We start from the raw sequence: 26946 nt of genomic DNA on the forward strand, positions 1-26946 counted from the left end.
TCGTGGCCGGTCGCGCCCACGCGGCGGAGCCGCAAAGCGACACAGCCCCGCGCCCCTTCAGGGAGTTGGTGTGGACCTGCATATAGAACACGCCGCCGTCGAAGGGCGCCGCGCGGGACTGGAGCGTGCCCTGCGCGACGCTGTACGGGACGGGCGGCTCAGCCCTGGCGCGCGGTTGCCGGCCACCCGGCGGCTCGCCGACGAACTCGGCATCTCGCGGAACACCGTCAAGGCGGCGTACGACCAGCTTGTGGCTGAGGGGTATCTCACCGCTCGGCAGGGGGCCGGTACGCAGGTCGCCGCGTTGCCGCCCATCGACACCGAACCGCCGCAGGCCGCCGCACGCGTGCGTGTGCCGCGTTTTGATCTGCGGCCCGGGAGTCCGGACGTGGGGGCGTTTCCGGCGGCTGCCTGGCTGCGGGCGTTGCGCAGGGCCATCGCCGCGGCGCCCTCTCCGGCGTATGACTACGGCGATCCGCGCGGGCGCATCGAGCTGCGGAGCGCGCTGTCGGGGTATCTGGGGCGGGCGCGTGGGGTGATCGCTCCGGCGGAGCGGATCGTGATCACCTCCGGGTATGTGCAGGGGCTGGCGCTGCTCACGCGTGTGCTGGAGGGCGGCACGTTCGCGATGGAGGACCCCGGGCTGCCGTTCCATCGGGAGGTGGTGCGGCGGGGCGGTGGCGCCGTGGTGCCGGTTCGGGTGGACGAACGAGGGGCGCGCGCCGAGGGGTTGGGGGACTGTGACGCCGTTGTCGTCACGCCCGCGCATCAGTATCCGACCGGCGTGACGCTGCACCCGGAGCGGCGGCGGGCGCTCACCGACTGGGCACGCGCGCGTGGGGGCTTGATCGTCGAGGACGACTACGACGGGGAGTTCCGCTACGACCGCCAGCCCGTGGGCGCACTGCAAGGGATGGCGCCGGGCCAGGTGGTGTATCTGGGCACGGCCTCGAAGACGCTCGGGCCCGCCCTGCGGCTCGGCTGGATGGTGCTGCCGCCGCACCTGGTCGACGCCGTGGCCGACGCCAAGCTGCACAGTGACCATCACACCGAGTCCATCGGCCAGTTGGCGCTCGCCGAGCTGATCGACAGCCATGCGTACGACCGTCATGTGCGCGCCTGCCGGCTGCGGTACCGACGGCGCAGGGACCAGCTCGTGGAGCGGCTGGGGGCGCGTCGGCAGGTGCGCGGGATCGCGGCCGGGCTGCACGCGCTGGTGCAGGTCGACGACGAGGCGCGGGTGCTGGCGCGAGCCGAGGAGGTGGGGCTCGCGGTGGGGCATCTGGGGGAGCACTGGCATGCGCCGGGCGGTGGTGAAGGGCGGCCGCAGGGGCTGGTCGTGGGGTACGGAACGCCTCGGGAGCGGGTGTATCCGGAGGCATTGGAAGCGCTGGGGAAGGTGCTGGAGGGCGGCTGAGAAGGGTGTGCAGGGGGTTTGCCCCGGGGTGGCCGCACCGACGCAGATTGGGCCACTGAAACTACCCATGATTGGTGCTACTGAGCAGCCCAGTGCGTTTCTAGTGTCGTAGGCATGACGAACTCGCTCGTCCCGCCGGCCGGTCCACAACGCGTCCTGGCTCTCGCCCAGTTGAGCAACTCGGTCGGGGACGGGGCCTACTACACGACGTCCGCTCTCTACTTCACCCAGGTCGTCGGCCTCGACCCCGCGCGCGTGGGACTCGGGCTGACCGTCGGCTGGGCGGTCGGATCGCTGGTGGGGGTTCCGCTGGGGCGGCTCGCCGACCGGCGCGGCGCGCGCGGTACGGCCGTGCTGCTGGCCCTCGCGACGGGGCTCGCGGTGGCGTCCTTCGTGGCCGTGCGCGGATTCGTGCCGTTCGTCCTGGCCGCGTGCGGGTACGCGGCCGCGCAGTCCGGGCTCGCGGCAGCCCGGCAGGCGCTGCTCGCGGGGCTGGTGCCGGCCGCGGAGCGGACCGGGCTGCTGGCGCATCTGCAGTCGACGCTCAACGCCGGCCTCGCGGTGGGTGCCGGGCTGGGCGGGCTGGCGCTGCACGCCGGGACGCGGGCGGCGTATCTCGGGGTGTTCGCGCTGGACGCGGTGAGTTTCCTGCTGTGTGCCGGGCTGCTGATGCGGCTGCCCGCCGTGCCGCGACCGGCCCTTGTGCCGGTGCCCTTGCGGAAGGGGCGCAGCATCGGCGTCCTGCGGGACCGGCCGTACGCCCTCGTCGCGCTGCTCAACACGATCCTGTTGCTGCGGCTGCCGCTGCTCAGCCTCGTGCTGCCGCTGTGGATCACTCGTAGGACCGAGGCGCCCGCCTGGCTGGTCTCCGCGTTGTTCGTGCTCAACACCGGTGCGGTGATGCTGTTCCAGGTCAGGGCGGCGCGCGGGGTCACGGGGCTTGGCACCGCCACGCGCGCGGTGCGTCGAGCGGGCTGGGTGATGCTCGCCGCGTGCGTGGTGTTCGCACTGTCGGCGGGAGCGTCCCTGTGGGTGGCTGTCGGCGTCCTGGTGATCGGTGCGGTGCTTCAAGTGGTCGCCGAGATGGGGCAGTCGGCGGGTTCCTGGCAGCTGTCCTTCGACCTGGCTCCCGAGAGCCGCGTCGGCGAGTACCAGGGCCTGTTCGGGACCGGCGTCACCGTCGCCCGCACCCTCGGTCCGCTGCTGCTCACGGCCCTGCTGGTGGAGTGGGGGACACCGGGCTGGCTGCTGCTGGGCGGGGCGATGCTGGCCGCGTCGTACGCGATGGGACCGGCGGCACGGTGGGCCGCCTGTCGCCGGGCCGAGGAGGACCGCGTCAGGCAGCCCGCGCTGGTGCCGTGACGGGCAGGGCGTCCAGGAACAGCGCCCCCGCGAGGAGCCCCGCACTCCCCCGCGGGCTCCACGCGCGTGCGTGCAGATCGGCGTCGAGGGCTGCCAAGACCTGTGCGCCCGCCTCCGTGCACGTGCCGCCCGCCTCCAGGACTGCGCGGGCGCCCGCCTGGACGTGCCGCAGTCCCATCGGGCCCACGGTGTAGAGGAGTTCGGTGTCCTGGAGGGTGGACATCACGGTGAGCAGGGCGTTCATGCGGGCCTGCTCCTCCGTGGCGCCGGCCGCGCGGGCTGTGGCGAGCGCTTCCAACGCCCGCCGTACGTGGGGGAATCCGGTCCGTGCCTTGCCCCGCGCCCCGGCGGCGCCGTACTGCGCGGGCACCGAGGAGCCCCGGGACGGCTTGCGGGGAGCGCGCTTGTCGGTGCGGGCGGCGATGCGCTTGGCGGTCGCGGCGACGTCCCGTGCCCCGGCCCGGGGGTCGAGGGCCGCGGCGGCGACCAGCAGGCCGAGCGTCCACAGGGCGCCCCCGTGGCCGCCGCCCGCTAGGTGCACCGAGTGCTCGGCGCACCTGCCGATCGCGCCGAGTTCGCCGGCAGCGCGCCGTCGCGGGGGCGGTCACCCTGCCGACGACGAGCCGTGCGTGCAGCCGCGCGACACCCGCAAGTGGGACGAGGAGGACCACCGGCGACTTGACTCCTGAAGCGGTGGTCACCGACACACGATCTGTTCCCCCACCCCTGCGCCCTCAACACCGGCGCTACACCGCCATCAGCGACGGGTCCTTCTTCCACTTGAGGATCTTGTCGAAGCTCACCACGGCACCGCCTCGCCCCGGCTTGTTGCCGAACTGGACGTGGTCGGCGAGTTCTTCGATGAGGCAGAGCCCCCGGCCGTGCTCGGCGTCGGTGGTCGCCGGGCAGGGTGCGCGCAGCGGTGCGGTGAAGCCGGGGCCGGAGTCGGCGACCTCGATGTGGCACTTCTCGCCGTCCAGGTACGCCGTCACGCGGTACGCCTGTGGGGAGCCGTCGGGCGTGGTGTCGCCGCCGTGTTCGACGGCGTTGGCGCAGGCCTCGCTGAGGGCGACGGAGAGGTCGTAGGACACTTCGGGGTCGACGCCCGCGGTCTCCATGGTGCCGAGCAGCAGCCGCCGGGCGAGGGGCACGCTCGCAGCTTCGCGCCGCAGATGGAGTGACCACCAGATGCTCATGCTCCAGCCTCCTGGCTGCGGCTCGACATACCGTTACGTATTGCCACGAGTGCCCATCGGTAAGCACATCACTGACGTGATGCCGCCCATATGGTCGATGCGCCCACGGGGGAATCGGTGTATGTGGGGGCGGCCCACACCAGAGGGTGACCTTCCGGTCATACGACCCCAATGACCCGTACTGCCCGAATGACCCGTACTGCCCCTATGCCCCGTACGTCCCCTACCGCTCGTATGTCATCTTGCGGACCTGCCGTATGGCGGCCACAAGGCCAGTGCGATGATGACCCCGCCATGACTGCCCCCCACCCGCGCACGGTGCGCTCCGGGAGTGATCTCCGGATACTGCGGGCCGCGGTGTTCGCCGCGGTCTGCGTCGTGCTGGCCGGGGTCGGGCATGTACTGGGCTCCTGCGCCACGATCCCGCTGTGGACGCTGGGCGCGGGGTTCCTGGGAGTCCTCCTGGTCACCGTGCCGTTCACCGGGCGTGAACGCTCGCTGCCCGGGATAGCCGCACTGCTCGCGGCGGGGCAGACCGTCCTGCACACGCTCTTCGGACTGGGGCAGCACGGGGCAAGTGCCGGGGCGTCCACCGGGTCCTCCGCCACATCCGCCTCCCTGTCGGACGCCGCACTCGTGGAGCAGGCCGCGCGGCTCGTCTGCGGGACCGCCGCCGCGGCCATCAGCCCCGCCCAGGCCCAACGGCTCCTCACCGAGGCGCGGCTGAGCCCGGCCACCGGGGCGCACGCCTCACACCCGTCAGCAGACGCCATGTCTGCCGCCACCGACTCCTCCGCATCGCTGCTGCCGTCTCTGCCCATGGTGCTCGCCCACGTTCTCGCGGCGGTCGTCGCGGGGTGGCTGCTGCGGCGCGGGGACCTGGCCCTGCTGCGGATCGCCGAGATGTCCGCGGTGTCGGCGCATGTGGTCGCCGAGGGGGCGTTCGTACGTTCCCTGCGCGGGGCGCTCGCGCTGGTGCGCGCTCTGCGTGCCGGGCTCCCGGGGGCGCCCGAGGCCGGCCCGCGGCTCCCGCGCTCCGAGACGCTCGGGCGGTCCGCCCCCCGCACCGTCGCCCTCCAGCACACGGTGATCAGGCGCGGCCCGCCGGCCGCTGCGTTCGACCTCGCCGCCTGACACGACGCGACCGCCACTCCACCGAGGTGGGGATGAGGGCCGCCGTCGTGCGGCACGCGCGCGTGTCTGCGTGCACCGATCGCGGGAAGAGGGGCTTCCGTCTCCGGACTCCGAACCTCCGGACTCCGAACCTCTGGGCTCCTGACCTCTGAGCTCCGGACCTCCGAACACCGGACTTCCCGGAGGGACACCTCTTTTCCGTCTGATCGGGCACCCCCGCGCACGCGTACTCCTCTTCACCTCCGGAATCCCGATCTCACTCACAGTGGAGTGCTCAGCATGAAGGCCTCTCGTATCGCCGCCGTCGGCGCCCTCGCCGGCACGACCGTGCTCGCCCTGTCCGTCCCCGCCTTCGCCCACGTCAGCGTGCAGCCGGAGGGCACCGCCGCCAAGGGCGGTTACGCGGTGGTCGACTTCAAGGTCCCGAACGAGCGCGACAACGCGTCGACCACCAAGCTCGAGGTCACCTTCCCGACCGACCACCCGCTGGCCTCCGTGATGCCGCAGCCGGTGCCCGGCTGGAAGCTGCCCGTGGTCACCAAGTCCAAGCTGGACAAGCCTCTGGAGATGCACGGCAAGAAGATCACCGAGGCCGTCACCAAGGTCACCTGGACCGCCGAGGGCAAGGGCATCGAGCCCGGCTTCTTCCAGAAGTTCCCCGTCTCCATCGGCACTCTGCCCGAGGACGCCGACGAGCTCGTCTTCAAGGCCATCCAGACGTACTCCAACAAGGAGGTCGTGCGCTGGATCGAGGTGCCGCAGGAGGGCCAGGAGGAGCCCGAGAACCCGGCGCCGGTGCTCGAACTGTCCGCTGCCGAGGACGGCCACCACGGCTCGTCGTCCTCCGACAAGGCCTCCGCCGAGGCTTCCGACTCCGACGACGCCGAGGCCGCCTCCGCGAAGACGGACGCCGCCGAGCCCGCCGACAGCAGCGACACCACGGCCCGCGTGCTTGGCGTGGTCGGCATCGTCGTCGGCGCGCTGGGCGTGGCGTACGGCGTGATCGCCGGCCGTCGGCGCACCGACGCCTGACGGCACCTTCGGTTCACGGCGCGCGTCGGGGCACGCCCCTGGTGCGCGCCGGAACTCACACAACTGGGACATTTTTCTATGCGTACGAAGACCCGTAAGAAGACCTTTGCCGCGGCCGCCCTGCTCGCCGCCGCCACCCTCACCCTCTCCGCCTGCGGCAACGGTGACGACAGCGCCGAGCCCGTCACCGTGGTCTCCGAGGAGGCCGGCTCGGACAAGGCCGCCATCGTCCTCGACAAGCCGTTCGAGAAGCCTGACCTGGTCCTCACCGACACGAACGGCAAGAAGTACGACCTCCGCAAGGAGACCAAGGGCAAGCCGACGCTGATCTACTTCGGCTACACCAACTGCCCCGACGTCTGCCCGCTGACGATGAACAACGTCGCCGTCGCCAAGAAGCAGTTGCCGAAGGCCGAACAGGACGAGCTGCGCGTGGTGTTCGTCACCACCGACCCCGAGCGAGACACGTCGTCGGCGCTCGGCAAGTGGCTCAAGGGCATCGACCCGCAGGTCGTGGGCCTGACCGGCGAATTCGACACCATCCAGGCCGGCGCCCGCACCCTCGGCATCTCGATCGAGCCGCCGCACAAGGACAAGAACGGCAAGATGGTCTCGACCCACGGCACGCAGGTCGTCGCGTTCTCGCCGAAGACCGACGCCGGATATGTCCTCTACACCGAGGACGCCACGGTCGACGACTACACCAAGGACCTCCCCAAGCTGATCAAGGGGGCGAAGCCGTGAGGCGGTTCGCCCCGGTGACCGTGGTCCTGACCGGAGCCCTCGTCCTGGCGGGCTGCGGCTCCGGCGACTCCCAGGACGACACCAAGGCCGAACTGTCCGTCGGCGGTGCCTACATGCCACAGCCGGTCTCCGACTCCATGGCGGCCGGTTTCCTGACCGTCACCAACAAGGGCGGTACGAAGGACGAACTGACGTCCGTCACCAGCGACGTCGGCGACGTGACCGCCCACGAGACGGTCGGATCGTCGATGCAGGAGGCCAAGGACGTCGCCGTCCCCGCGCACGGTCAACTCGTCTTCAAAAGCGGTGGCAGCCATCTGATGTTCGAAAAGCTGAAGCGGAAGCCGAAGCAGGGCGAGAAGGTGACCGTGAAACTCCACTTCGCCGAGTCCGGCACGGTCACCGTCGAGATGCCGGTGAAGTCCGCCACGTACAGCCCGAAGACCGGACACTGAGGGAGAGATCGCCTTGACCCAGACCATCGCCCCCCGCGTCCGGACCCTGGTGCTGCTGCTCCTGGCCGCCACAGGGCTGCTCCTCGCCGGTGCCGGGCCGGTCTCCGCGCACGCCGCGCTGACGGGCAGCGACCCCCAGCAGGGGGCGGTGGTGGACAAGGCCCCGACGCAGGTCTCGCTGACCTTCTCCGAGGGAGTCGCCGTCTCGAACGACTCCCTGCGCGTGCTCGACCCCAAGGGCAAGCGCATCGACCGCGGCGACCCGGCCAACGTCAGCGGCACCACGTACGCCGTGAAGCTCCACAGCGGCCTGCCCGACGGCACGTACACCGTCACCTACCAGGTGGTGTCCGAGGACAGCCATCCCGTCGCCGGCGCGTACACCTTCTCCATCGGCGCGCCCTCCCAGACGACCGTCTCGGTCTCCGGCCAGGAGGCGGGGGGTGGAGTCGTCGGCTGGCTCTACGGGTTCGGGCGGTACGTGTCGTACGCCGGGTTCATCGTCCTGGTCGGCGGTGCCGCCTTCGTGCTCGCCTGCTGGCAGCGCGGGGCGGGGGTGCGGCCGCTGCAGCGGCTCGTCGTCAGCGGATGGCTGGCCCTGACCGCCGCCACGCTCGGACTGCTGCTCCTGCGCGGCTCGTACACCAGCACCGGGAAGGTCGGCGACGTCTTCGACCTGGACCTGCTCGGCCAGGTGCTGCAGACCAAGACGGGTGCGGCACTGGTGTCCCGGCTGCTGCTGCTCGCCGCGGCGGCACTGTTCATCGCCGTGCTGTTCGGGGCTTACGACAAGCGGGAGGACGAGGAGAAGCGGGACCTGACCTTCGGCCTGGCCATCGGCGGGACAGTCGTGGCGGCGGGGCTCGGGGCGAGCTGGGCGATGTCCGAGCACGCCTCGACCGGGCTCCAGGCCGGGATCGCGATGCCGGTCGACATCCTGCACCTGCTGGCCGTCGCGAGCTGGCTCGGCGGTCTGGTCGCACTCCTCGTCGCGCTCTACCGGGCGCCCGCGGACACGCCGTTCCCGGCGTCGGCCGTACGACGGTTCTCGCGCGTCGCCTTCGGCAGCGTGCTGGCACTGGTCGCGACCGGGATCTACCAGTCGTGGCGGCAGCTCGGGTCGTGGTCGGCGTTCACCGGCACGCGGTACGGGCAGTTGCTGCTGGTCAAGATCGGCCTCGTGGTGCTGCTGGTGGGGCTCGCCTGGATCTCGCGGCGGTGGACCGCACGCCTGGCGGAGACGGTCGTGGCGAAGCCGCGGAAGGCGACGGAGGACTCCGACGGCGAGAAGGAGCACGCCACGGCCCAGGCCGGTGCATCCGCCTCCACGTCGGCCGCCGCTTCCGGCAAGCAGGGCACCTCGGCCGCGGCCTCGGGCAAGAAGGGCGGTGACTCCCAGCGCGCCGCCCAGCTCGCCCGGCAGCAGGCCGCGATCGACACGGCACGGCAGAAGCAGGAGCGCGACGCCGATCCGAACCGGTTCGGGCTGCGCCGCTCGGTGCTCGCGGAGGCGGGCGTCGCCGTCGTCCTGCTCGCCGTCACCACGATGCTGACGTCGACCGAACCGGGACGCACGGAGGAGGACGCGCGGGCGGCCACGTCGTCCTCGTCGGCCGAGGCGTCGTCGGCCGGTGCGCTGACGCTGGACATGTCCTTCGACACCGGGGGCGAGGACGGCAAGGGCGTCGTACGCATCGACCTCGATCCCGCGCGCGTGGGCGGCAACGAGATGCACGTCTATGTGCAGCGCCCCAACGGCCGCGCCTTCGACATCCCCGAGGTGAAGGTCGCCTTCACCCTTGAGTCCGAGGACATCGGGCCGCTGCCCGTCGTCCCCGACCACATCGCCACCGGACACTGGTCGGCGAGTGGAGTGCAGATCCCCGTGGCGGGCGAGTGGAAGATCACCGCGACCGTGCGGACCTCCGACATCGACCAGACCACTGTCTCCAAGAACGCGCAGATCGGCTGAACCTCACCATGGCTGACCAGTCCATTCCGGAGGCCCGTACTCCCAAGGCTCCTGCTGCTCCTGAGTCGGCGCCCAAGGGCGAGACGGCACTTAATGGCGGCGTTTGTGAAAGCGCCACCCATAGGGAGGGCCTGTCGCGGCGGCGGCTGCTCGGGACCGCCGGTGCGACGGGGCTGGTGCTCGGCGCGGCGGGTGGGGCCGTGGGCTACTCGGCGAGGCCGGCCGAGGCGACGCCGCTCACCTCGCTGGGCGCCGATCAGGTGATGTTTCACGGGAAACATCAGCCCGGCATCCTCCAGGCACTCCAGGCGCGCGGCCACGTCGTCGCCTTCGACCTGGCGGCGGGCGCGGGCCGCAAGGAGGCGGCGGCGTTGCTGCGCCGCTGGTCGGAGACGGCTCGGCGGCTGATGGCGGGCGAGGCGGCGCAGCAGGACGACACGGATGTCGCCCGGGACGCCGGGCCGTCGTCGCTGACGATCACTTTCGGCTTCGGGCACAGCTTCTTCGCGCGGACCGGCCTGGAGAAGCAGCGTCCGGTCTCCCTGGATCCGCTGCCCGACTTCTCCTCGGACCAGCTCGACAGGGCGCGCAGCAACGGCGACCTGTGGGTGCAGATCGGCGCCAACGACGCCCTGGTCGCCTTCCACGCCCTGCGCGCGATCCAGAAGGACGCGGGCAGGGCCGCCAAGGTGCGCTGGCAGATGAACGGCTTCAACCGGTCGCCGGGTGCCACCGGGCACCCGATGACCGCACGCAACCTGATGGGCCAGATGGACGGCACGCGCAATCCGAAGCCGACGGAAGCCGACTTCGACAAGCGCATCTTCGTGCCCGAGTCCGGCTCGAAGGACCCGGCCTGGATGGCGGGCGGCTCCTACGCCGTCGTACGCCGCATCCGCATGCTGCTCGACGACTGGGAGCAGCTCTCGGTCAAGGCGCAGGAGGACGTCATCGGGCGCCGCAAGTCCGACGGGGCGCCACTGTCCGGGGGCACCGAGACGGCCGAGATGGACCTGGAGAAGACGGACAAGGCAGGGAACCTGGTCGTCCCCATCAACGCCCACGCGCGTATCACCCGGCCCGACCAGAACGGCGGGGCGGCGATGCTGCGGCGCCCGTTCTCGTACCACGACGGCATCGACGCGGACGGGGTGCCCGACGCGGGGCTCCTGTTCATCTGCTGGCAGGCCGATCCGCTGCGCGGCTTCGTCACCGTCCAGCGCAAGCTCGACCGGGGGGACGCATTGTCGAAGTACATCCGGCACGAGGCGAGCGGGCTGTTCGCGGTGCCGGGCGGGGCGGCGGAAGGGGAGTACGTGGGGCAGCGGCTGCTGGAAGGGTGACGTCCGCCTTAGGGGACCCTCAACCCCGGACCACCGGACCCTCGACCCAGACCGCCGGACGCTCGGCCCCAGGGTCCACCCCTTGCGGCGGCCGGGTGAGATGTGTACGCCGCGTTTCGCAAGGCCCATTAGGGTGAGGTCATGCCAGCGAGCTATGCCTATCTCGGCCCCGAGGGCACCTTCACCGAAGTCGCCCTGCGCACGCTTCCCGAGGCCGCGACCCGGGAGCTGATCCCGTACGTGTCCGTGCAGTCCGCGCTCGACGCGGTGCGCGTCGGCGAGGCCGAGGCCGCGTTCGTGCCGATCGAGAACTCCGTCGAGGGCGGGATCACGACCACGCTCGACGAACTGGTCGCGGGCGCGCCGCTGATGATCTACCGCGAGGTGCTGCTGTCGATCACGTTCGCGCTGCTGGTCAGGCCCGGCACGAAGCTGTCGGACATCAAGACGGTCTCCGCGCACCCGGCCGCCCAGCCTCAGGTGCGCAACTGGCTGAAGAGGAACCTCCCGGACGCCCAATGGGAGTCCGCCGCCTCGAACGCGGACGCCGCGCGCCTGGTCCAGGAGGGCCAGTACGACGCCGCCTTCGCGGGCGAGTTCGCGGCTGCCCGGTACGGCCTGGAGGCCCTGGAGACCGAGATCCACGACGCGGAGAACGCCCAGACGCGGTTCGTGCTGGTGGGCCGGCCGGCCAGGCCCGCTGCGCCGACCGGCGCGGACAAGACGTCCGTCGTGCTGTGGCAGCGCGACGACCATCCCGGCGGGCTGCGCGACCTCCTCGGTGAGTTCGCCACGCGCGGCATCAACCTGATGCTGCTGCAGTCCCGGCCGACCGGCGCGGGCATCGGCAACTACTGCTTCTGCATCGACGCCGAGGGACACATCTCCGACCGCCGGGTGGCCGAGGCGCTGATGGGGCTCAAGCGGATCTGCCTGGGGGTGCGGTTCCTGGGCTCGTATCCGCGCGCGGACATCAAGCCGGGAGATGTGCAGCCGCCGCGCCTCGGGACATCGGACGAGGAGTTCGTGGCGGCGGCGGACTGGGTGGCGCGGTGCCAGGACGGGCGGTTCTGAGCGGCCCCTCGGCGGCCGGTGCCGACGGGCTCCAGCGCAGGTTTCCGGCCAGTACTGCCAGCGGATTATCGTTATCCACAGGGGTTATCCACAGGTACTCATCTCGACCTGGGGACAAGTCGACAGGCAAGCATGAGTCTGTCGACAAATCGGCCTCCAGGCCCTTTCGGCGTCCACCATCGCGCAAGTCACCCTTCGTCCACTCTTTTCCTTTGGGCAATCCTTTGGGGCGACCGCTTTCCACTCGAAAGTGCGTATGAGCAGGGTTTGCCCTGGGAATCCTCGACTCGGGCGGCACGTTACGGTGTTCAATTCCGAAGTCCACAGTCCATCCACACACCCTGTGGATAACTCTTCGAGGGCTGGGGACCCCTGTGGACAACCGCGACCCAAGTCCCCTTCTCCACAAGGGAATCGAGTCAACCGGTCGCCTCCCGCCTGCCCCGTTCCAGGTAGTGAGACACTTTTTATTGACACGATCAGCAATTCCCCCATAACGGTACGTAAGCCGCAGTCCGGAATAGCGAGTCGTGGGCTGTCACCCCTCCCCGGTAGCCTTGAGCGCGTGATTGACCTTCGCCTGCTCCGTGAGGACCCCGACCGAGTGCGCGCCTCGCAGCGCGCCCGTGGAGAGGACGTCGCGCTCGTCGACGCCCTCCTGTCTGCCGACGAGCGGCGCAGGTCGTCCGGCGTCCGCTTCGACGAGCTCCGTGCCGAGCAGAAGCAGCTCGGCAAGCTCATCCCCAAGGCCTCCGCGGACGAGAAGGCCGAGCTGCTGAAGCAGGCGAGCCAGCTCGCCGCCGACGTCAAGGCGGCCGACGCCGAGCGCGACGCGGCCGACGCCGAGACCCAGGAGCTGCTCCTCCAGCTGGGCAACCTCGTGCACCCGGACGTCCCGGTCGGCGGCGAGGAGGACTTCGTCACGCTGGAGACGCACGGCGAGATCCGTGACTTCACGGCCGAGGGCTTCGAGCCGAAGGACCACCTGGAGCTCGGCGCGCTCCTCGGCGCCATCGACGTCGAGCGCGGCGCGAAGGTCTCGGGCTCGCGCTTCTACTTCCTCACCGGCGTGGGCGCCCTTCTGGAGCTCGCTCTCGTCAACGCGGCGATCGCCCAGGCCACGGCGGCAGGCTTCACGCCGATGCTGACCCCGGCGCTGGTCCGCCCCCAGTCGATGGCCGGCACCGGATTCCTCGGCCAGGCGGCCCAGGACGTCTACCACCTCGCCAACGACGACCTCTACCTGGTCGGCACGTCCGAGGTCCCGCTCGCGGCGTACCACATGGACGAGATCATCGACGCCGACAAGCTCCCCCTGCGCTACGCGGGCTTCTCGCCCTGCTTCCGACGCGAGGCCGGCTCGCACGGCAAGGACACCCGGGGCATCTTCCGCGTGCACCAGTTCGACAAGGTCGAGATGTTCTCGTACGTCGACCCGGCGGACTCGCAGGCCGAGCACCAGCGCCTGCTGGAGTGGGAGAAGCAGTGGCTGACGTCGCTGGAACTGCCGTTCCGGGTCATCGACGTCGCCTCCGCCGACCTCGGCTCCTCGGCCGCCCGCAAGTTCGACTGCGAGGCGTGGATCCCGACGCAGGGCAAGTACCGCGAGCTGACGTCGACCTCGGACTGCACCGAGTTCCAGTCCCGCCGGCTGTCGATCCGCGTCCGTGACGGCAAGCAGGTCAAGCCGCTGGCCACGCTCAACGGCACGCTGTGCGCCGTCCCGCGCACCATCGTGGCGATCCTGGAGAACCACCAGCAGGCCGACGGTTCCGTCCGGGTCCCCGAGGTGCTGCGCCCGTTCCTGGGCGGCCGGGAGGTCCTGGAGCCGGTCGCCAAGTGAGCGCCGGTTTCCCTTACAGGCTGATCGCGACCGATCTCGACGGAACGCTCCTGCGCTCCGACGAGTCGGTCTCACGGCGCACCCGTGACGCCCTCGCCGCCGCGACGGCCGAGGGCGCCGCGCACATCGTCGTCACGGGCCGGGCGGTCCCCTGGACCCGTCACATCCTCGACGACCTCGGCTACCAGGGCCTCGCCGTCTGCGGTCAGGGCGCCCAGGTCTACGACGCCGGCGCGCACCGCCTGCTGACGTCGGTGACCCTGGACCGTCAACTGGCGGGCGTGGCACTGGCCAAGATCGAGGCGGAGGTCGGCCCGCTGTTCCTGGCGGCGAGCCGCGACGGCCTGGACGGCGACGTGCTGGTCGGCCCCGGCTACGCGCTCACGGGCAAACTCCCGTCCACGCCGTTCGCGGACGCGTCGGATCTGTGGTCCGCCCCGCTGAACAAGATCTACATACAGCACCCGGAACTCTCCGACGACGAGCTGGCCAAGGCCGCCCGCAAGGCCGCGGGCGGCTTCGTCACGGTGGCGATGGCCGGCGAGGGCATAGTGGAGCTGCTCCCCCTGGGCCTCTCCAAGGCCACGGGCCTGTCCCTGGCAGCCCGCCGCCTGGGCCTGAAGGCCGCCGACACCATCGCCTTCGGCGACATGCCGAACGACATCCCGATGTTCGCCTGGGCGGCACATGGCGTGGCCATGGCCAACGCCCACGTCGAACTGAGAGCGGTGGCGGACGAGGTGACGTCCTCCAACGAGGAGGATGGGATCGCGGTGGTGGTGGAGGGGTTGCTGGGCTGACGGTGCGGATTTGCCGGCTTCGGCTTCTCGGCACCCACAGGTCCGACGCCGGCCGGCTCCCCTCGGCACCCGCCGGTCCCACGCCGACTGGTGCTCCCCCTCGGATGCCTGGCCCACGTCGACTTGGGGCGCGTCGGATGCCTGGCCCACGTCGACTTGGGGCGCCTCGGTTGCGAGCCGACGTCGACTGCGGGCCCCTCGGTTGCGGGCCGACGTCCGCCAGGGGTGACTGCGCCAACCCGACCCGCGCTGCCCGGCCGACGTCGACTCACCGGTGCCGGGCTGACGCCCACTCCCGGTTGCCGGCCAACCCCCTACTCCGTATTGCTGCCGCGTCAGCCGGTCGTGCCGGCCCGAAGGCGCCCCGGGCCGCCAAAACCCACGGGCATGCGTGTCGCGCGGGGCAGCACGGGTGGGCGCGGGCGGCACCGGGGGGCACAGGCCGCACGGGTGGGGCGCGGGCGGCGCCCCGAAACCCCGGGCCGGGCAGCCCACCTCACAGCCGAAGCGCCGAACGCCTTCTCAAGGCCCCCAGCCCTGGCACACACGGCCAAGCCCCAGTGGCAACGTCTCGCGGAGGATGCACGGATCGAACGTGCGCGGGCCATTCAGACCCGACCACGGTTTAGCAAACCGGTGCCTTACCACTCGGCCAATCCTCCGGGTGGGCGACCCACGCGAGAGCGACATCGCGTGCTCGAAGCGGCCGCCCCGGGCAGCTCCCCATGCGGTACGGACTCGACGGAGGGGTAGCGATTACTCCGGAGCCCGCCGCGGACTGCCCTGACGGGAGCTGGACGTACTGTCGTGCATGGACATCGTCCTGCTCCTCTCCCAGCAAGTGGCGCCGAACTCACCGTCCGGCGATGTGGACACAACCACTGTGCCTGTACCGAGAGTTGGGCGCCACCGATTAACAAGGCCAGGAAGGGCGTCGGGAGGACGCCGTACGCCGCCTACCGGCGGCGCCACTTGCGACGGCGCCCCTTGCTGAAGAACCATCCGGCAGGCGGCTCGTCCGAGCGCCACGGCTGCGGCTCGGGCTCCTCACGGCGCCAGCGCGCAGCCAGCATCCGGGCCCGGGCGGACGGCTCGGCGGTGTCGGCCGCGCGTATGAAGTCCTCGTCCAGGACCAGGCTGTCCCAGGTGTCGTGCCCGAACCGTTCGCCATCCTCGTGCTGCGACATGCCGCCTGCCATCCCCGTCCTCCAGTTCGTGCAGTGCACCCCGGTGCATCCCCTTTGCCCAGTGTGCCCGGACAGACGTGAAGCCTCCGTCAAAAAGCGGGCCCCCTCAGGGGCCCGCCTCTTTACACGTCACTGGCACCGGCGCGAGCGGACTGCCTCAACTGCGCACCGGCGCCCGTCACTCCTCACCGGCGAGCGTCAGCGACCGCAGCTTCTGTCCCGCGTACCAGGTCGCGAGCACGGTCACCACCGCCAGCAGCACCGTCGCGGTGGGCAGGGCGACGTCCGACGTCACCATGTCCCCGCCGGCGACCTTCTGCGCCACCGCCAGCGCCCACTGCTGGACGCTCAACGTGCGCGCACCCGGCACCAGGGAGCCGAACAGGGCCTCCCAGACGAGCGCGTAGACGAGCCCGAAGACCACCGCGTGCCGGGACACCGTGCCGAGCAGCAGGAAAAGCGCGGCGTACGCGATGGAGGCGACCAGCGCGGCCACCGTGTAGGCGACGGCGATCTGCTGGCCGTTGCCGTTGAGGATGAAGCCCGCGATGAAGGTGGGAAGCGCCGAGAACACCATCGTCACGGCGATCGCGACGATCAGCTTGGTGAAGATGATCGTCGGCCGTTTCACCGGCTTGGACAGCAGATACACCACCGAGCCGTCGTCGATCTCGGGCCCGATCGCGCCGGTGCCGGCGATGACGCCGATGATCGGCACCATGGTGGCGAGCGCCAGCCCGCCGAGCAGGTCGGACGCGGTCTGGTCGTCGGCTCCGGCGAGGCCGCGCACCACCACCGAGATCCCGATGAGCAGCAGCGGCAACGCGCCGAGGATGAGGGCCCGGCGACGGCCGAGCAGGGCCCTGTAGGTAAGTCGGGCGACTGTGGGGTCGTACATCTTTTCGGCCTCCTACGCCGCGACCAGATACGAGAACACGGACTCGAGGGACTCGTCGGACGGCGAGACCGTGAGCAGGCGGATGCCGTGCTCGCGTGCCACCCTCGGCAGCAGGGCGGTGAAGCGACCGAAGTCGACGGCCTGGATGTGCAACGCGCCCTCGGCCAGGTCGACCTCGATCCCGGACGTCGACGGGTCGGCGATCAGCGCGGCCGCGAGGGTGCGGTCGTCGCTGGAGCGCACCAGGTAGCGGTGCGGGCGGTCGGTCATCAGACGGCGGATCTTGCGGAAGTCACCGCTGGCCGCGTGCCGTCCGGCGACCACGACCTCGATGTGCCAGGCGAGTTGCTCGACCTCTTCGAGGATGTGGGACGAGAACAGCACCGTGCGGCCCTCGTCGCCCATGCGTCGCAGCAGGTCCATGAGCTGCATGCGCTGACGCGGGTCCATGCCGTTGAAGGGCTCGTCGAGCAGGAGCAGCGAGGGGTCGTGGACGAGGGCGCTCGCCATCTTCACGCGCTGGCGCATGCCCTTGGAGTACGTGGAGATCTTCCGGTCCTGCGCGTACTCCATCTCGACCGTGGCCAGGGCCTTTTGGGCGGCCTTGGCACCCAGGCCGTGCAACTCGGCGTTGGCGACGACGAATTCGCGGCCGGTGAGGAAGTCGTACATCGCCTCGCGCTCGGGGACGATGCCGATCTGCTTGTAGATCGCTTCGTTGCGCCACACCTGCTGCCCGTCGAGGGTGACGGTGCCGGTGGACGGGGCCAGGAATCCGCCCATCATGTTGATGAGGGTGGACTTTCCGGCGCCGTTGGGGCCGAGGAGGCCGGTGACACCGGGGCCGATCGTCATGGTGATGTCGTTGACGGCGACCACGTTGCCGAACCAGCGGGAGACGTGGTCGATCTGGAGCGTGGTCACAGTCCCACCTTCTTGTAGCGGCGCATCAGAAGGCCGTAGCTCGCGGCGATCAGGCCCAGGGTGACGAGGACGTAGACGACGCCTTCGCCGTTGCTCGGGCCCACCCCGCCAGGGAAGGCGGAGGTCGCACCCAGGAAGGCGGACTGCACACCGTCGATGAGCGTGATCGGCGAGAAGAGGCCGATCCAGGCGATGGCGCCGCTGCTGCCTCCGCCGTCGATGGACTGTGCGTCGGCGATGGCCTGGAGCGTGGAGACCGCGCCGTAGGAGATGGTCAGGACGGCGATCACGGCTGCGATACCGAAGCCGCGGCGCGGCGTGACCGACGCGATGACCAGGCCGATTCCGGCGAACAGCAGTGAGAGCAGTGCCACGGACACGAGTCCCTGCGCGAATCCCTTGGTCTGGTCGGCGAAGTCGAGCTTGGCCAGCAGCGCGCCCACGTAGAGCACGAGCAGCGGGGCCGCGGTGAGGAGGAACAGCGCGGAGGCCAGCGCCGCGAACTTCGCACGGACGTAGTCGGCGGTCTCGATCGGCCGCGAGAAGTACAGCGGCACGGTCTTGAAGCGCAGGTCGCGGGAGACGGACTGCGGTGCCTGCGAGGCGACGTACAGGCTGATCACGGCCTGCATGACGATCGCGTAGCGCGTGTAGTCGACGGGCAGGTCGTTGGCCTTGGTGGCGACCGCGACGGCGACCATGATGGCCGCGGGCACGCACATCACCACGAACAGCAGCATCGGCAGCACCTTGGACTTCACCGATCGGCCGAGGCCGTAGGAGCCGCGCAGGGACTGCGAGTAGAGGGACCGGGTCGCGTAGGAGCGGCCGAGACGGGGGCCGTCGTAGCTGCGGTATCCGATGTTGTGGATGCGGGTCTGGTCACCCGACTGTGTGGTTACGGGCTGCTCAACCGCCATGGCCGACCGCCTCCTTCCGCTGTGCGTCGGTGCTCTGCTCGCCGTGCTCGCTGTCCGTGAAGACCTCCGAGATGTGATGCCGGCGCTGCTCCATGCGCACCAGGCCGAGCCCGAGGTCGGCGACCACGTCGCGCACCAGGTCGTAGGTCTCCTCGCCCTGCGCGGTGAGCAGCAGGATGTGACCGGCGCCCGGGAGGCCGCCGCTGCCGTCGAGGACCTCCACCCCACGCGCTTGGAGCGCGTCGCGCACCGCGCGGGTGCCGTCCGGGTGGTCGTCGGTGTCGGTGACCTCGATGGCGAGCGTCGTCGTGGTCTGGGTGAAGTCGGTGGTGGAGCTGGAGCGCAGCAGCTTGCCGCCGTCGATGACGACGACGTGGTCGCAGGTGCGCTCCAGTTCGCCCAGGAGGTGCGAGGTGACCAGGACCGAGATGCCGAAGTCGGTGTGGATTCGGCGGATGAGGCCGAGCATCTCGTCGCGGCCGACCGGGTCGAGGCCGTTGGTCGGCTCGTCCAGGAAGACCAGTTGCGGGTCGTGCACCAGGGCCTGGGCCAGCTTCACGCGCTGCTTCATGCCGGTCGAGTAGCCGCCGATGGGGCGGTAGCGCTCCTCGTACAGGCCGACGTGGCGCAGCGTGTCCGCGGTGCGCTCGCGCGCGGCGGCGGGCGGGAGGCCGGACATGCGCGCCATGTGGACGACGAACTCGGTGGCCGAGACGTCGGGCGGCAGACAGTCGTGCTCCGGCATGTACCCGACCCGCTCGCGGATGGCGGCGCCCTTGGTGGCGACGTCGAGTCCGAGCACTTCGGCACGGCCCTCGGTGGCGGGGGACAGACCCAGCAGAATCTTGATCATGGTGGACTTGCCGGCTCCATTGGCACCGACGAGTCCGGTCACCCCGGGCCCGATGTCCATGGTCAGCCGGTCAAGCGCGGTCACCCTGGGGAACCGCTTGCTCAGGCTTTCGGTCGCGATCACAGTCACGGCATAGACGGTAGTGACCCGTACCACTCAGGTCATCAGACCCGAGAGCCGTCTTGATATCAGACCTCAGGTGTACGGGCGTCTAAGGGTCACCCTGAGGTCTCACGCGATCTATTGACGCAACCTCTAACAACTGTCACATTCGTCAGTGTCAAGTTACGGGCACGTACCGCAGTCAGCGTGGACAAGGGTGGGCGGTGGCATGACGACGGCAGTGGCAGCAGGTTCGGGTGAACTGGCCGCGGAACTGCGCGGGTTCAGAAAGGTGCAGCGCCTCGCGTACGAGTGCGCGGAAGCCGTCGCCGCGCAGCTGGAGCCCGGCATCACCGAGCGCGAGGCGGCGCGCATGCAGCGCGAGTGGCTGCGCGAGCGCGGTGTGCGTGACTGGTTCCACCTGCCCTTCGCGTGGTTCGGGAACCGCACGGCGTTCGTGAACTTCCGGGTCCCGCTGCAGTTCTTCCCCACCAACCGCCGCCTGGAGCCCGGGATGCCGTTCATCCTGGACATGGCCCCTGTGTACGACGGCTTCACGGCCGACATCGGCTATTCAGGCTCGCTCGGCATCAACCCGGTCCAGGACAAGCTGATGGACGACCTGGAGGCGCACCGCGACCTGATCCTGCGCGAGGTGCGCGAGCGCCGGCCGCTGCGGGAGATCTACGACGACGTGGACCGGCTCATGGTCCGCCAGGGCTACGCCAACCGGCACCGCGCCTATCCCTTCGGCGTGATCGCGCACAAGGTCGACCGGGTCAGGCAACGCCGCTGGTCACCGCATGTCTTCGGGTTCGGCACCCAGTCCCTGAAGGGCTTGGCGAGCGACGCGCTGCACGGCCACCGCGAGGGCTGGTCCCCGCTCTGGTCCCCGTACCGCTTCTCCGACCACCCGCCGCAGCCGGGCCTGTGGGCGGTCGAACCGCACCTCGGCTTCAGAGGTACGGGTGCCAAGTTCGAGGAGATCCTGGTCGTCACCGACTCGGAGGACCCCGAGCAGAGCGCCTTCTGGCTGGACGACGATCTGCCGCATGTGCGGCGCTGGGCGGAGGAGAAGTGACGGTGCCGGTGACTCTTCAGGGCGCGCGCGAGCGCCGGGTGCGGACCGGCGATGTCGAGCTGTGCGTCGCCGAGCTGGGCGACCCGGGCCGGCCGACGGTGATGCTCGTGCACGGCTATCCGGACAGCAAGGAGGTGTGGTCCGAGGTCGCCCCGCGGCTGGCCGACCGCTTCCACGTCGTGCTGTACGACGTCCGCGGCCACGGCCGGTCGACGGCGCCGAAGCCGCTGCGCGGCGGGTTCACGCTGGAGAAGCTGACGGACGACTTCCTGGCCGTCGCGGACGCGGTCAGTCCGGGCCGGGCCGTGCATCTGGTCGGGCACGACTGGGGCTCGGTGCAGGCCTGGGAGTTCGCCACGGTCAAGCGCACCGAGGGCCGGATCGCGTCCTTCACCTCGATGTCCGGGCCGTCCCTCGACCATTTCGGCCACTGGATCGGCGGGCGCCTCAAGCGGCCCACCCCGCGCCGGGTCGGCCAGCTCCTCGGCCAGGGCGCCAAGTCCTGGTACGTCTACGCGCTGCACACGCCCGTGCTGCCCGAACTGGCCTGGCGCGGCCCCCTCGGCAAGACCTGGCCGCGCATCCTGGAGCGCATGGAGAAGGTCCCCGGCGGCGGCTACCCGACCTCGTCCCTGCCGACGGACGCGGCGCACGGGGCCTGGCTGTACCGCGACAACGTACGAGCCCGACTGAGCCGCCCGCGCGCGGACGCCTACGCACACGCACCCGTGCAGCTCATCACGCCCCTCGGGGACGCCTTCCTGTCGGAGCGGCTCCACGACGAACTGGAACAGTGGGTTCCGCAGTTGACCCGGCGCACGCTTCACGCGAAGCACTGGATCCCGCGTTCGCGCCCCGACCAACTGGTGTCCTGGATCACGGAGTTCGTGACATCCGTCGAGGGCGGGCGGCCGAAAGGCGTGACCGCGACCGGGAAGTACGCCGACCGATTCGGCGGGCAGCTCGTCCTGGTCACCGGCGCCGGCAGCGGCATCGGACGGGCGACGGCGTACGCCTTCGCGGAGGCCGGCGCGCGTGTGGTGGCCGTCGACCGGGACGCCGAGGCCGCGGCTCGCACCGCCGAGATGTCCCGGCTGATCGGCGCACCCGAGGCCTGGGCCGAGACCGTCGACGTCTCCGATGAGCAGGCCATGGAGAAGCTCGCCGCGAAGGTCGCCACCGGGTACGGCGTGGTGGACGTCCTGGTGAACAACGCCGGGATCGGTCTGTCGGGCTCCTTCTTCGACACCACACCGCAGGACTGGAAGAAGGTCCTCGACGTCAATCTGTGGGGCGTCATCCACGGCTGCCGGCTGTTCGGCAAGCAGATGGCCGAGCGCGGACAGGGCGGCCACATCGTCAACACCGCGTCGGCGGCGGCGTACCAGCCATCCAAGGCGCTGCCCGCCTACAGCACGTCCAAGGCGGCCGTGCTGATGCTGAGCGAGTGCCTGCGCGCTGAGCTGGCCGGCCAGGACATCGGCGTCACCGCGATATGCCCCGGCTTCGTCAATACCAGCATCACCTCGACCGCGCGCTTCGCCGGGGTCGACGCCGATGAGGAGAAGCGGCGCCAGAAGAAGTCCGCGCGTCTGTACGGGCTGCGGAACTATCCGCCGGAGAAGGTCGCCGACGCGATCCTGCGGGCGGTGGTGCGGGGCGATGCAGTCGTTCCTGTGACGCCGGAGGCGCGTGGGGCGTATCTCATGTCGAGGTTCACGCCGAAGACGCTGCGCAGGATCGCGCGGTTGGAGCCGCCGCTATGAGCGACGGGGGTCCTGCGCGCGGGGGAGCGGTTGTCGGCGAGGGCCTGTCCGGGAGGCGCGGTGAGGCCGGGCGCGCGGCCGAGGCGGCGTCTGCCTACCGGATCGAGGACCTCGCGCACCTCAGCGGCGCCACCGTCCGCACCATCCGTGCCTACCAGGACCGGGGCCTGCTCCCCCGCCCGGAGCGCCGCGGCCGGGCCAACCTCTACTCGGACGCCCATCTCCACCGCCTGAGCCAGATCGCCGATCTCCTCGACCGCGGCTACACCCTGGCGTCCATCAAGGAGCTCCTGGAGGCCTGGGACGCCGGTCGTGGCCTCGGTGGGGTGCTCGGGCTGGTCGCCGAGGTGGACGGGCCGTGGACCGACGAGGAGGCGGTACGGATCTCGCGCGCCGAGCTGGAGGAGCGCTTCGGCGGCACCCCGGACGACGCGGCGGTGGCCGAGGCCGTGGAGCTCGGCGTACTCGAGCCGGTCCCCGGCGACGAGGACTCCTTCGTCGTTCCGAGCCCTCAAGAGCTCTCCGTAGCGGTCGAGTTGCATTCCGCCGGGGTGCCGCTGTCCGCAATCTCCGATCATCTAAGGGAGTTGAGGGGCCAGGTCGAGCACATCGCCGCCCGTTTCCTGGAGTTCACCACCGAGCACGTCTTCGCACGCTACCTCGACGGCTCGCACCGTCCGACGGACGCGGAGGCCGCCGAGGCGGCCAGTCTCGTACGACGGTTGCGTCCGCTCGCCCAGCACACCGTGGACGCGGAACTCGCCCGTGCCATGCGACTGTTGGCCGTGCGACATCTCCGTCAGCACCTGGGAGCGGACGAGACGCCGGAACCGCGGAACCGGACGAGACCTGTGCCGGTGCCCGAGGAAACAATGCAGGCCGTGGAGGGCCTGGTTGGCGCAAAGCAGTCAGCGTCGTTCATCACGCTGGCTGCCGAACGGGAGGTACGGGCACGGACCTTGGACCGGCTCGCGGCAAGTCACAGATCTGCAAGTGATCTTGACGAAACTCCTTGAAATGACGGCTTGTTGTCCACAGAATCGCCAATTCCCCTGTGGATAACCGTACTTGGTTGTGGATCAAACATCCGCAGTGAAATCGTTCGCGTGATTCGGGCCTCTCCCGGCAGTCTGGTGGCATGGACGAAAGACGCACCGTGAAGGTGTCGAAGTATCTCTCGAAGCACCTGCGCCACCAGCCCGAGCGCATCGGGCTCACCCTCGACGAGGGCGGCTGGGTCGAGATCGAGACACTGATCGCCGCCGCGACCGCGCACGGATTCCGGTTCACCCGGCAAGAGCTGGATCACGTGGTGGCCGCCAATGACAAGCAGCGCTTCGCGATCGAGGGCACCCGGATCCGCGCCAGCCAGGGCCACAGCATCGACGTCGAACTCGGACTGCCCCCGGCGACCCCGCCGCCGTACCTCTACCACGGCACCGTGGCCCGCAGCCTGGACGCGATTCGCAGCGCCGGCCTCCTGCCCATGAACAGGCATGACGTGCACCTCTCCGCCGACCGTGAGACAGCGACGCGGGTCGGCGCCCGGCGCGGCCGCCCGGTGGTGCTCTCCGTGGACGCCGGCGCCATGCACCGCGACGGCCACGTCTTCCACGTCAGCGCGAACGGGGTGTGGCTGACGAAGGCCGTGCCGCCGGAGTATCTGCGGATTCCCGAGGGGCACTGATCGGTGCCACCACGGGGACTTCTGAGCGCATCCCGGTGATCGACGTACGCACGATGATCCGTGTCCCCGGGTGATCGACCTCGCTCCGTGGTTGAGCAGCCGCGGGCGGTGGCTGTTTCACGTGAAACCCATTCGGCCGCATAGGCTCGATGCATGAGTCTGCGCCTGAGCACCGTGATCCTCCCTTACCGCCGCTGGTCCGAGGGGGGCCGCGAGGCATGGCAGCGCGCGGAGGAGCTCGGCTTCGACACCGCGTACACCTACGACCACCTGTCCTGGCGGAGCTTCCGGGACGGCCCCTGGTTCGGCGCCGTGCCGACATTGACCGCCGCCGCGGCCATCACCGACCGGCTGCGGCTGGGCACCCTGGTGACCTCGCCGAACTTCCGGCACCCGGTGAACCTGGCCAAGGAACTGATCTCCCTCGACGACATCTCGGGCGGACGGGTCACGCTCGGCATCGGCGCAGGCGGAACCGGCTTCGACGCCACCGCGCTCGGCCAGGAGCCATGGACCCCGCGCGAGCGTGCCGACCGGTTCGCCGAGTTCCTCGCGCTGCTGGACCAGTTGCTCACCGAGGACTCGGTGTCGTACGGGGGCGACTTCTACTCGGCGCACGAGGCGCGCAACATCCCGGGCTGTGTGCAGCGCCCCCGGCTGCCGTTCGCGGTCGCCGCGACCGGGCCGCGTGGACTGCGGCTCGCCGCACGCCATGGACAGGCGTGGGTGACCACGGGCGACCCGAAGCTGTACGAGAACGGCACTCCTGAACAGTCTGTTCAAGCCATTCGCGGACAGGTCGGGAAGCTGACCGACGCCTGCGCCGAGATCGGCCGGGACGTGGCCGGGCTCAACAAGATCCTTCTCACCGGGTTCACCCCGGACCGCGGCCGTCCGCTGGAGTCCCTCGACGCGTTCGTGGACTTCGCTGGGCGCCATCAGGAGCTGGGATTCACCGAGATCGTGGTCCACTGGCCGATCCCTGACTCGGACTTCGCGGCCGACGAGAAGGTCTTCGAGCAGATCGCCATGGAGGCGACTGCCCAGCTGCACTGAGCTCACGGGAGCGACGGTGCTGGTCAGGGGGAGGTGGGCGGTGTCCGCAGGGGCGGTTTCTCCTCAGGTGAGGACTCAGATGTGCGGACTGCTGCACGGCCGTGCAGGCATATGCGGGAGAATGGCCCGGTGACCTCAGCGACTCGACAGCCCCAGACCCCGGCCGCCGCTGTCCGCCCGCGGCTCATCGCCACCGACCTGGACGGCACGCTGCTGCGGGACGACAAGTCGGTCTCCCCCCGCACGGTCGCCGCGCTTGCCGCCGCCGAGGAGGCGGGCATCGAGGTGTTCTTCGTCACCGGCCGCCCCGCGCGCTGGATGGACGTGGTCAGCGACCACGTCCACGGGCATGGCCTGGCGATCTGCGGCAACGGCGCCGCCGTGGTCGACCTGCACGGCGGCCCCGGCACCCACCAATTCGTGAAGGTGCGCGAGCTGGCCCGGGAGAACGCCCTGGACGCCGTACGACTGCTGCGTGACGCGGCTGAGGGCACGGTGTACGCGGTGGAGCAGACCTACGGCTTCTACCAGGAGCCGGACTACCCCAAGCTGCACATGGAGATACCGGACGACCTCGCGCCGGCCGAGGACCTCCTGGCGCCGGACGCCCCCGGAGCCGGCGAGCCGGTGCTCAAGATCCTCGCCTACCACCCCACCCTCGACCCCGACGCCTTCCTCACCCTCGCCCGCCTCGCCATCGGCGACCGGGCCAACGTCACCCGCTCCAGCCCCAGCGCCCTGCTGGAGATCAGCGGCCCCGGGGTGTCCAAGGCCAGCACGCTCGCCCTGTGCTGCGCCGAACGCGGCATCTCGCACGAGGAGGTCGTGGCCTTCGGGGACATGCCCAACGACGTCGAGATGCTGACGTGGGCGGGCCAGTCGTACGCGATGGGCAACGCGCACCCCGATGTCATCGCCGCCGCGTCGGGACGGACGGTCGCCAACAACGAGGACGGCGTGGCCGTGGTGATCGAACAGCTGCTGGCAAGGCGGGACTAGACCTACCCGAGCGGCACTCCGCGTTCGGAGAGCCACGGCACCGGGTCCACCCCCGAGCCCAGTTCCGGAGTGACCCGCGCCTCGAAGTGCAGGTGCGGGCCGGTGGAGTTGCCCGTCGTGCCCGACTGGCCGATCCACTGGCCGGTGTCGACCCGCTCGTCCTGGTCGACGGCGACGGAGGCGAGGTGGGCGTACTGCGTGTAGTAGCCGTCCGCGTGCCGGACGACGATCTCCATGCCGAAGGCGCCTGCGCACGCGACCTTCACCACGCGCCCGTCCCCGACCGCCCGCACGGGCGTACCGATCGGCACCGCGAAGTCCTGCCCGGTGTGCCGCTTCGCCCAGCGCTTACCTCCACTGCCGAACGCGGCGGACAGCTCGTACTCCGCGACGGGCGCGACCCAGGTGCTCGTGCCGTCCGTCTCCTTCTGGTCCAGCCGGACCGCACCGGGGCACGATCCGGCGGCCACGGAGACGTCGGCCTGCCCCTGCAACTCCCACCGCGCCTCTTCGAGCTTGTCCTCGATGCCCTGCTTCAGTACGGCGAGCTCGGCGTTGCGCTTCTCCAGCGCCCGCCAGGCCGCGGCGGCCTTGGCCTCGTCCTCGGCGAGCCGCACCTCGGCGCGACGGTTCTTCTCGATGGAGTTGGCGACGGCAAGGTTCGCCTGCGAGAACACATGCTGCCCGCGCATCAGCTGGTCCGGGCTCGTCGCGAGGATGATCTGCGCGGTGAGCGGCATGCCGCCGCCGTTGCGGTACTGGGCGCGCGCGATCCGGCCCAGGTCCTCACGCAGGACGCGGATCTCCCGCCGCTCCCGTTCGAGCAACGCCTCGATCCGCAGTGCCTTCGCCCGTCGCGTCTCAGCCTGCTTCCGCCCCGCCTCGTACCGCTCGGTCGCCCGGGCCGCCTCCTCGTACAGCTTGACCACCCGTGCGCTGAGGGCCGAGTCGGTGCCGTTGTGGCCCGGGGTGCCCTTGCCGTCACCGGCCGCGTAGGCGGGCCGGGCCACGAGGCCGACGAGCGCACACAGCAGCGCCGGAACGACCAGGAGGCGACGGCGATATGAGCGCATGTCAGCGATCCTGGCCCGCGGGGCGGGC

Annotated in this window: 24 protein-coding genes, 1 tRNA gene and 1 pseudogene; 17 read left to right on the forward strand and 9 right to left on the reverse strand. The window is 70.5% G+C overall.

The features are described from left to right. Window positions 1-70 precede the first annotated feature (70 nt). Window positions 71-1417: a PLP-dependent aminotransferase family protein gene (locus AB5J55_RS20700; RefSeq protein WP_369272105.1), complete on the forward strand. Its 1347-nt coding sequence runs from the start codon at window positions 71-73 to the stop codon at window positions 1415-1417. A 114-nt stretch (window positions 1418-1531) separates the two neighbouring features. Continuing rightward, complete coding sequence (locus AB5J55_RS20705) at window positions 1532-2779, forward strand: MFS transporter (protein ID WP_369272106.1); 1248 nt, start codon at window positions 1532-1534, stop codon at window positions 2777-2779. Here the strand turns inward: AB5J55_RS20705 and AB5J55_RS20710 are convergent. Both AB5J55_RS20710 and AB5J55_RS20715 read right to left on the reverse strand, forming a co-directional pair. Beyond that, window positions 2754-3368 (reverse strand): annotated as a pseudogene (locus tag AB5J55_RS20710) (triphosphoribosyl-dephospho-CoA synthase); the annotation flags it as partial. The gene AB5J55_RS20705 and the pseudogene AB5J55_RS20710 overlap by 26 nt on opposite strands. Before the next feature lie 157 nt (window positions 3369-3525). Then, entirely contained in the window at window positions 3526-3975 is a 450-nt protein-coding gene (locus tag AB5J55_RS20715; RefSeq protein ID WP_369272107.1) for an ATP-binding protein, read from the reverse strand. A 294-nt stretch (window positions 3976-4269) separates the two neighbouring features. Here AB5J55_RS20715 and AB5J55_RS20720 point away from each other — a divergent pair, with 294 nt between their 5' ends. From AB5J55_RS20720 to AB5J55_RS20760, 9 genes are all read left to right on the forward strand, one after another. Further along, complete coding sequence (locus AB5J55_RS20720; protein ID WP_369272108.1) at window positions 4270-5109, forward strand: hypothetical protein; 840 nt, start codon at window positions 4270-4272, stop codon at window positions 5107-5109. A gap of 279 nt (window positions 5110-5388) precedes the next feature. Continuing rightward, window positions 5389-6141 carry a YcnI family protein gene (locus AB5J55_RS20725; RefSeq protein ID WP_369272109.1) on the forward strand — a complete coding sequence of 251 codons (753 nt, stop codon included), beginning with the start codon at window positions 5389-5391 and terminating at the stop codon, window positions 6139-6141. Between the two features lie 78 nt (window positions 6142-6219). Beyond that, on the forward strand, window positions 6220-6885 hold the full coding sequence (locus AB5J55_RS20730) for an SCO family protein (RefSeq protein ID WP_369272110.1): 666 nt from the start codon (window positions 6220-6222) through the stop codon (window positions 6883-6885). After that, window positions 6882-7340, forward strand: a complete 459-nt coding sequence (locus AB5J55_RS20735; protein WP_369272111.1) for a copper chaperone PCu(A)C — start codon at window positions 6882-6884, stop codon at window positions 7338-7340. The genes AB5J55_RS20730 and AB5J55_RS20735 overlap by 4 nt, the downstream gene beginning before the upstream one ends. 13 nt (window positions 7341-7353) lie before the next feature. Then, window positions 7354-9312, forward strand: a complete 1959-nt coding sequence (locus AB5J55_RS20740) for a copper resistance CopC/CopD family protein (RefSeq protein WP_369272112.1) — start codon at window positions 7354-7356, stop codon at window positions 9310-9312. Between the two features lie 8 nt (window positions 9313-9320). After that, window positions 9321-10655, forward strand: coding sequence for an iron uptake transporter deferrochelatase/peroxidase subunit (gene efeB / locus AB5J55_RS20745; RefSeq protein ID WP_369272113.1), 1335 nt, complete (start codon window positions 9321-9323; stop codon window positions 10653-10655). 141 nt (window positions 10656-10796) lie between these two features. Then, complete coding sequence (pheA, locus tag AB5J55_RS20750) at window positions 10797-11729, forward strand: prephenate dehydratase (RefSeq protein ID WP_369272114.1); 933 nt, start codon at window positions 10797-10799, stop codon at window positions 11727-11729. Between the two features lie 565 nt (window positions 11730-12294). After that, window positions 12295-13572: a serine--tRNA ligase gene (gene serS / locus AB5J55_RS20755; RefSeq protein ID WP_369272115.1), complete on the forward strand. Its 1278-nt coding sequence runs from the start codon at window positions 12295-12297 to the stop codon at window positions 13570-13572. Further along, window positions 13569-14372 carry an HAD family hydrolase gene (locus AB5J55_RS20760; protein ID WP_369272116.1) on the forward strand — a complete coding sequence of 268 codons (804 nt, stop codon included), beginning with the start codon at window positions 13569-13571 and terminating at the stop codon, window positions 14370-14372. Before serS ends, AB5J55_RS20760 begins: the two co-directional genes overlap by 4 nt. Window positions 14373-14946: 574 nt before the next feature. On the opposite strand, the gene AB5J55_RS20765 is transcribed toward AB5J55_RS20760, so the two are convergent. The 6 genes from AB5J55_RS20765 to AB5J55_RS20790 form a co-directional block, all read right to left on the reverse strand. Beyond that, window positions 14947-15034 (reverse strand) — tRNA-Ser (locus AB5J55_RS20765). A 294-nt stretch (window positions 15035-15328) separates the two neighbouring features. Continuing rightward, the gene (locus tag AB5J55_RS20770; RefSeq protein WP_369272117.1) at window positions 15329-15559 is read right to left on the reverse strand and encodes a hypothetical protein; all 231 of its coding nucleotides are present in this window, start codon (window positions 15557-15559) and stop codon (window positions 15329-15331) included. 178 nt (window positions 15560-15737) lie between these two features. Further along, a complete protein-coding gene (locus AB5J55_RS20775; RefSeq protein WP_369272118.1) occupies window positions 15738-16457 on the reverse strand; it encodes an ABC transporter permease subunit in 720 nt (239 codons plus the stop codon). 12 nt (window positions 16458-16469) lie between these two features. Further along, entirely contained in the window at window positions 16470-17381 is a 912-nt protein-coding gene (locus tag AB5J55_RS20780) for an ABC transporter ATP-binding protein (protein WP_328880580.1), read from the reverse strand. Continuing rightward, window positions 17378-18301 (reverse strand): ABC transporter permease, encoded by a 924-nt coding sequence (locus AB5J55_RS20785; RefSeq protein WP_369272119.1) that lies wholly within the window; start codon window positions 18299-18301, stop codon window positions 17378-17380. The genes AB5J55_RS20780 and AB5J55_RS20785 overlap by 4 nt, the downstream gene beginning before the upstream one ends. Next, window positions 18291-19277, reverse strand: a complete 987-nt coding sequence (locus AB5J55_RS20790) for an ABC transporter ATP-binding protein (RefSeq protein WP_369276249.1) — start codon at window positions 19275-19277, stop codon at window positions 18291-18293. Before AB5J55_RS20790 ends, AB5J55_RS20785 begins: the two co-directional genes overlap by 11 nt. 208 nt (window positions 19278-19485) lie before the next feature. Here AB5J55_RS20790 and AB5J55_RS20795 point away from each other — a divergent pair, with 208 nt between their 5' ends. The 6 genes from AB5J55_RS20795 (at window position 19486) to AB5J55_RS20820 (ending at window position 25845) form a co-directional block, all read left to right on the forward strand. Then, window positions 19486-20337 carry a M24 family metallopeptidase gene (locus tag AB5J55_RS20795; RefSeq protein ID WP_369272120.1) on the forward strand — a complete coding sequence of 284 codons (852 nt, stop codon included), beginning with the start codon at window positions 19486-19488 and terminating at the stop codon, window positions 20335-20337. Window positions 20338-20345: 8 nt separating this feature from the next. Further along, a complete protein-coding gene (locus AB5J55_RS20800; RefSeq protein WP_369276250.1) occupies window positions 20346-22103 on the forward strand; it encodes an SDR family oxidoreductase in 1758 nt (585 codons plus the stop codon). Continuing rightward, on the forward strand, window positions 22100-23119 hold the full coding sequence (locus AB5J55_RS20805) for a MerR family transcriptional regulator (RefSeq protein ID WP_369272121.1): 1020 nt from the start codon (window positions 22100-22102) through the stop codon (window positions 23117-23119). The genes AB5J55_RS20800 and AB5J55_RS20805 overlap by 4 nt, the downstream gene beginning before the upstream one ends. 122 nt (window positions 23120-23241) lie before the next feature. Continuing rightward, window positions 23242-23790 (forward strand): RNA 2'-phosphotransferase, encoded by a 549-nt coding sequence (locus tag AB5J55_RS20810; RefSeq protein ID WP_369272122.1) that lies wholly within the window; start codon window positions 23242-23244, stop codon window positions 23788-23790. Between the two features lie 153 nt (window positions 23791-23943). Then, a complete protein-coding gene (locus AB5J55_RS20815) occupies window positions 23944-24846 on the forward strand; it encodes an LLM class flavin-dependent oxidoreductase (RefSeq protein ID WP_369272123.1) in 903 nt (300 codons plus the stop codon). A gap of 111 nt (window positions 24847-24957) precedes the next feature. After that, on the forward strand, window positions 24958-25845 hold the full coding sequence (locus AB5J55_RS20820; RefSeq protein ID WP_369272124.1) for a Cof-type HAD-IIB family hydrolase: 888 nt from the start codon (window positions 24958-24960) through the stop codon (window positions 25843-25845). A gap of 2 nt (window positions 25846-25847) precedes the next feature. Here AB5J55_RS20820 and AB5J55_RS20825 read toward each other — a convergent pair whose 3' ends face one another. Continuing rightward, window positions 25848-26918: a M23 family metallopeptidase gene (locus AB5J55_RS20825; RefSeq protein WP_369272125.1), complete on the reverse strand. Its 1071-nt coding sequence runs from the start codon at window positions 26916-26918 to the stop codon at window positions 25848-25850. Window positions 26919-26946: the final 28 nt, after the last annotated feature.

This window comes from Streptomyces sp. R11 (assembly GCF_041051905.1).
Lineage (GTDB): Bacteria > Actinomycetota > Actinomycetes > Streptomycetales > Streptomycetaceae > Streptomyces.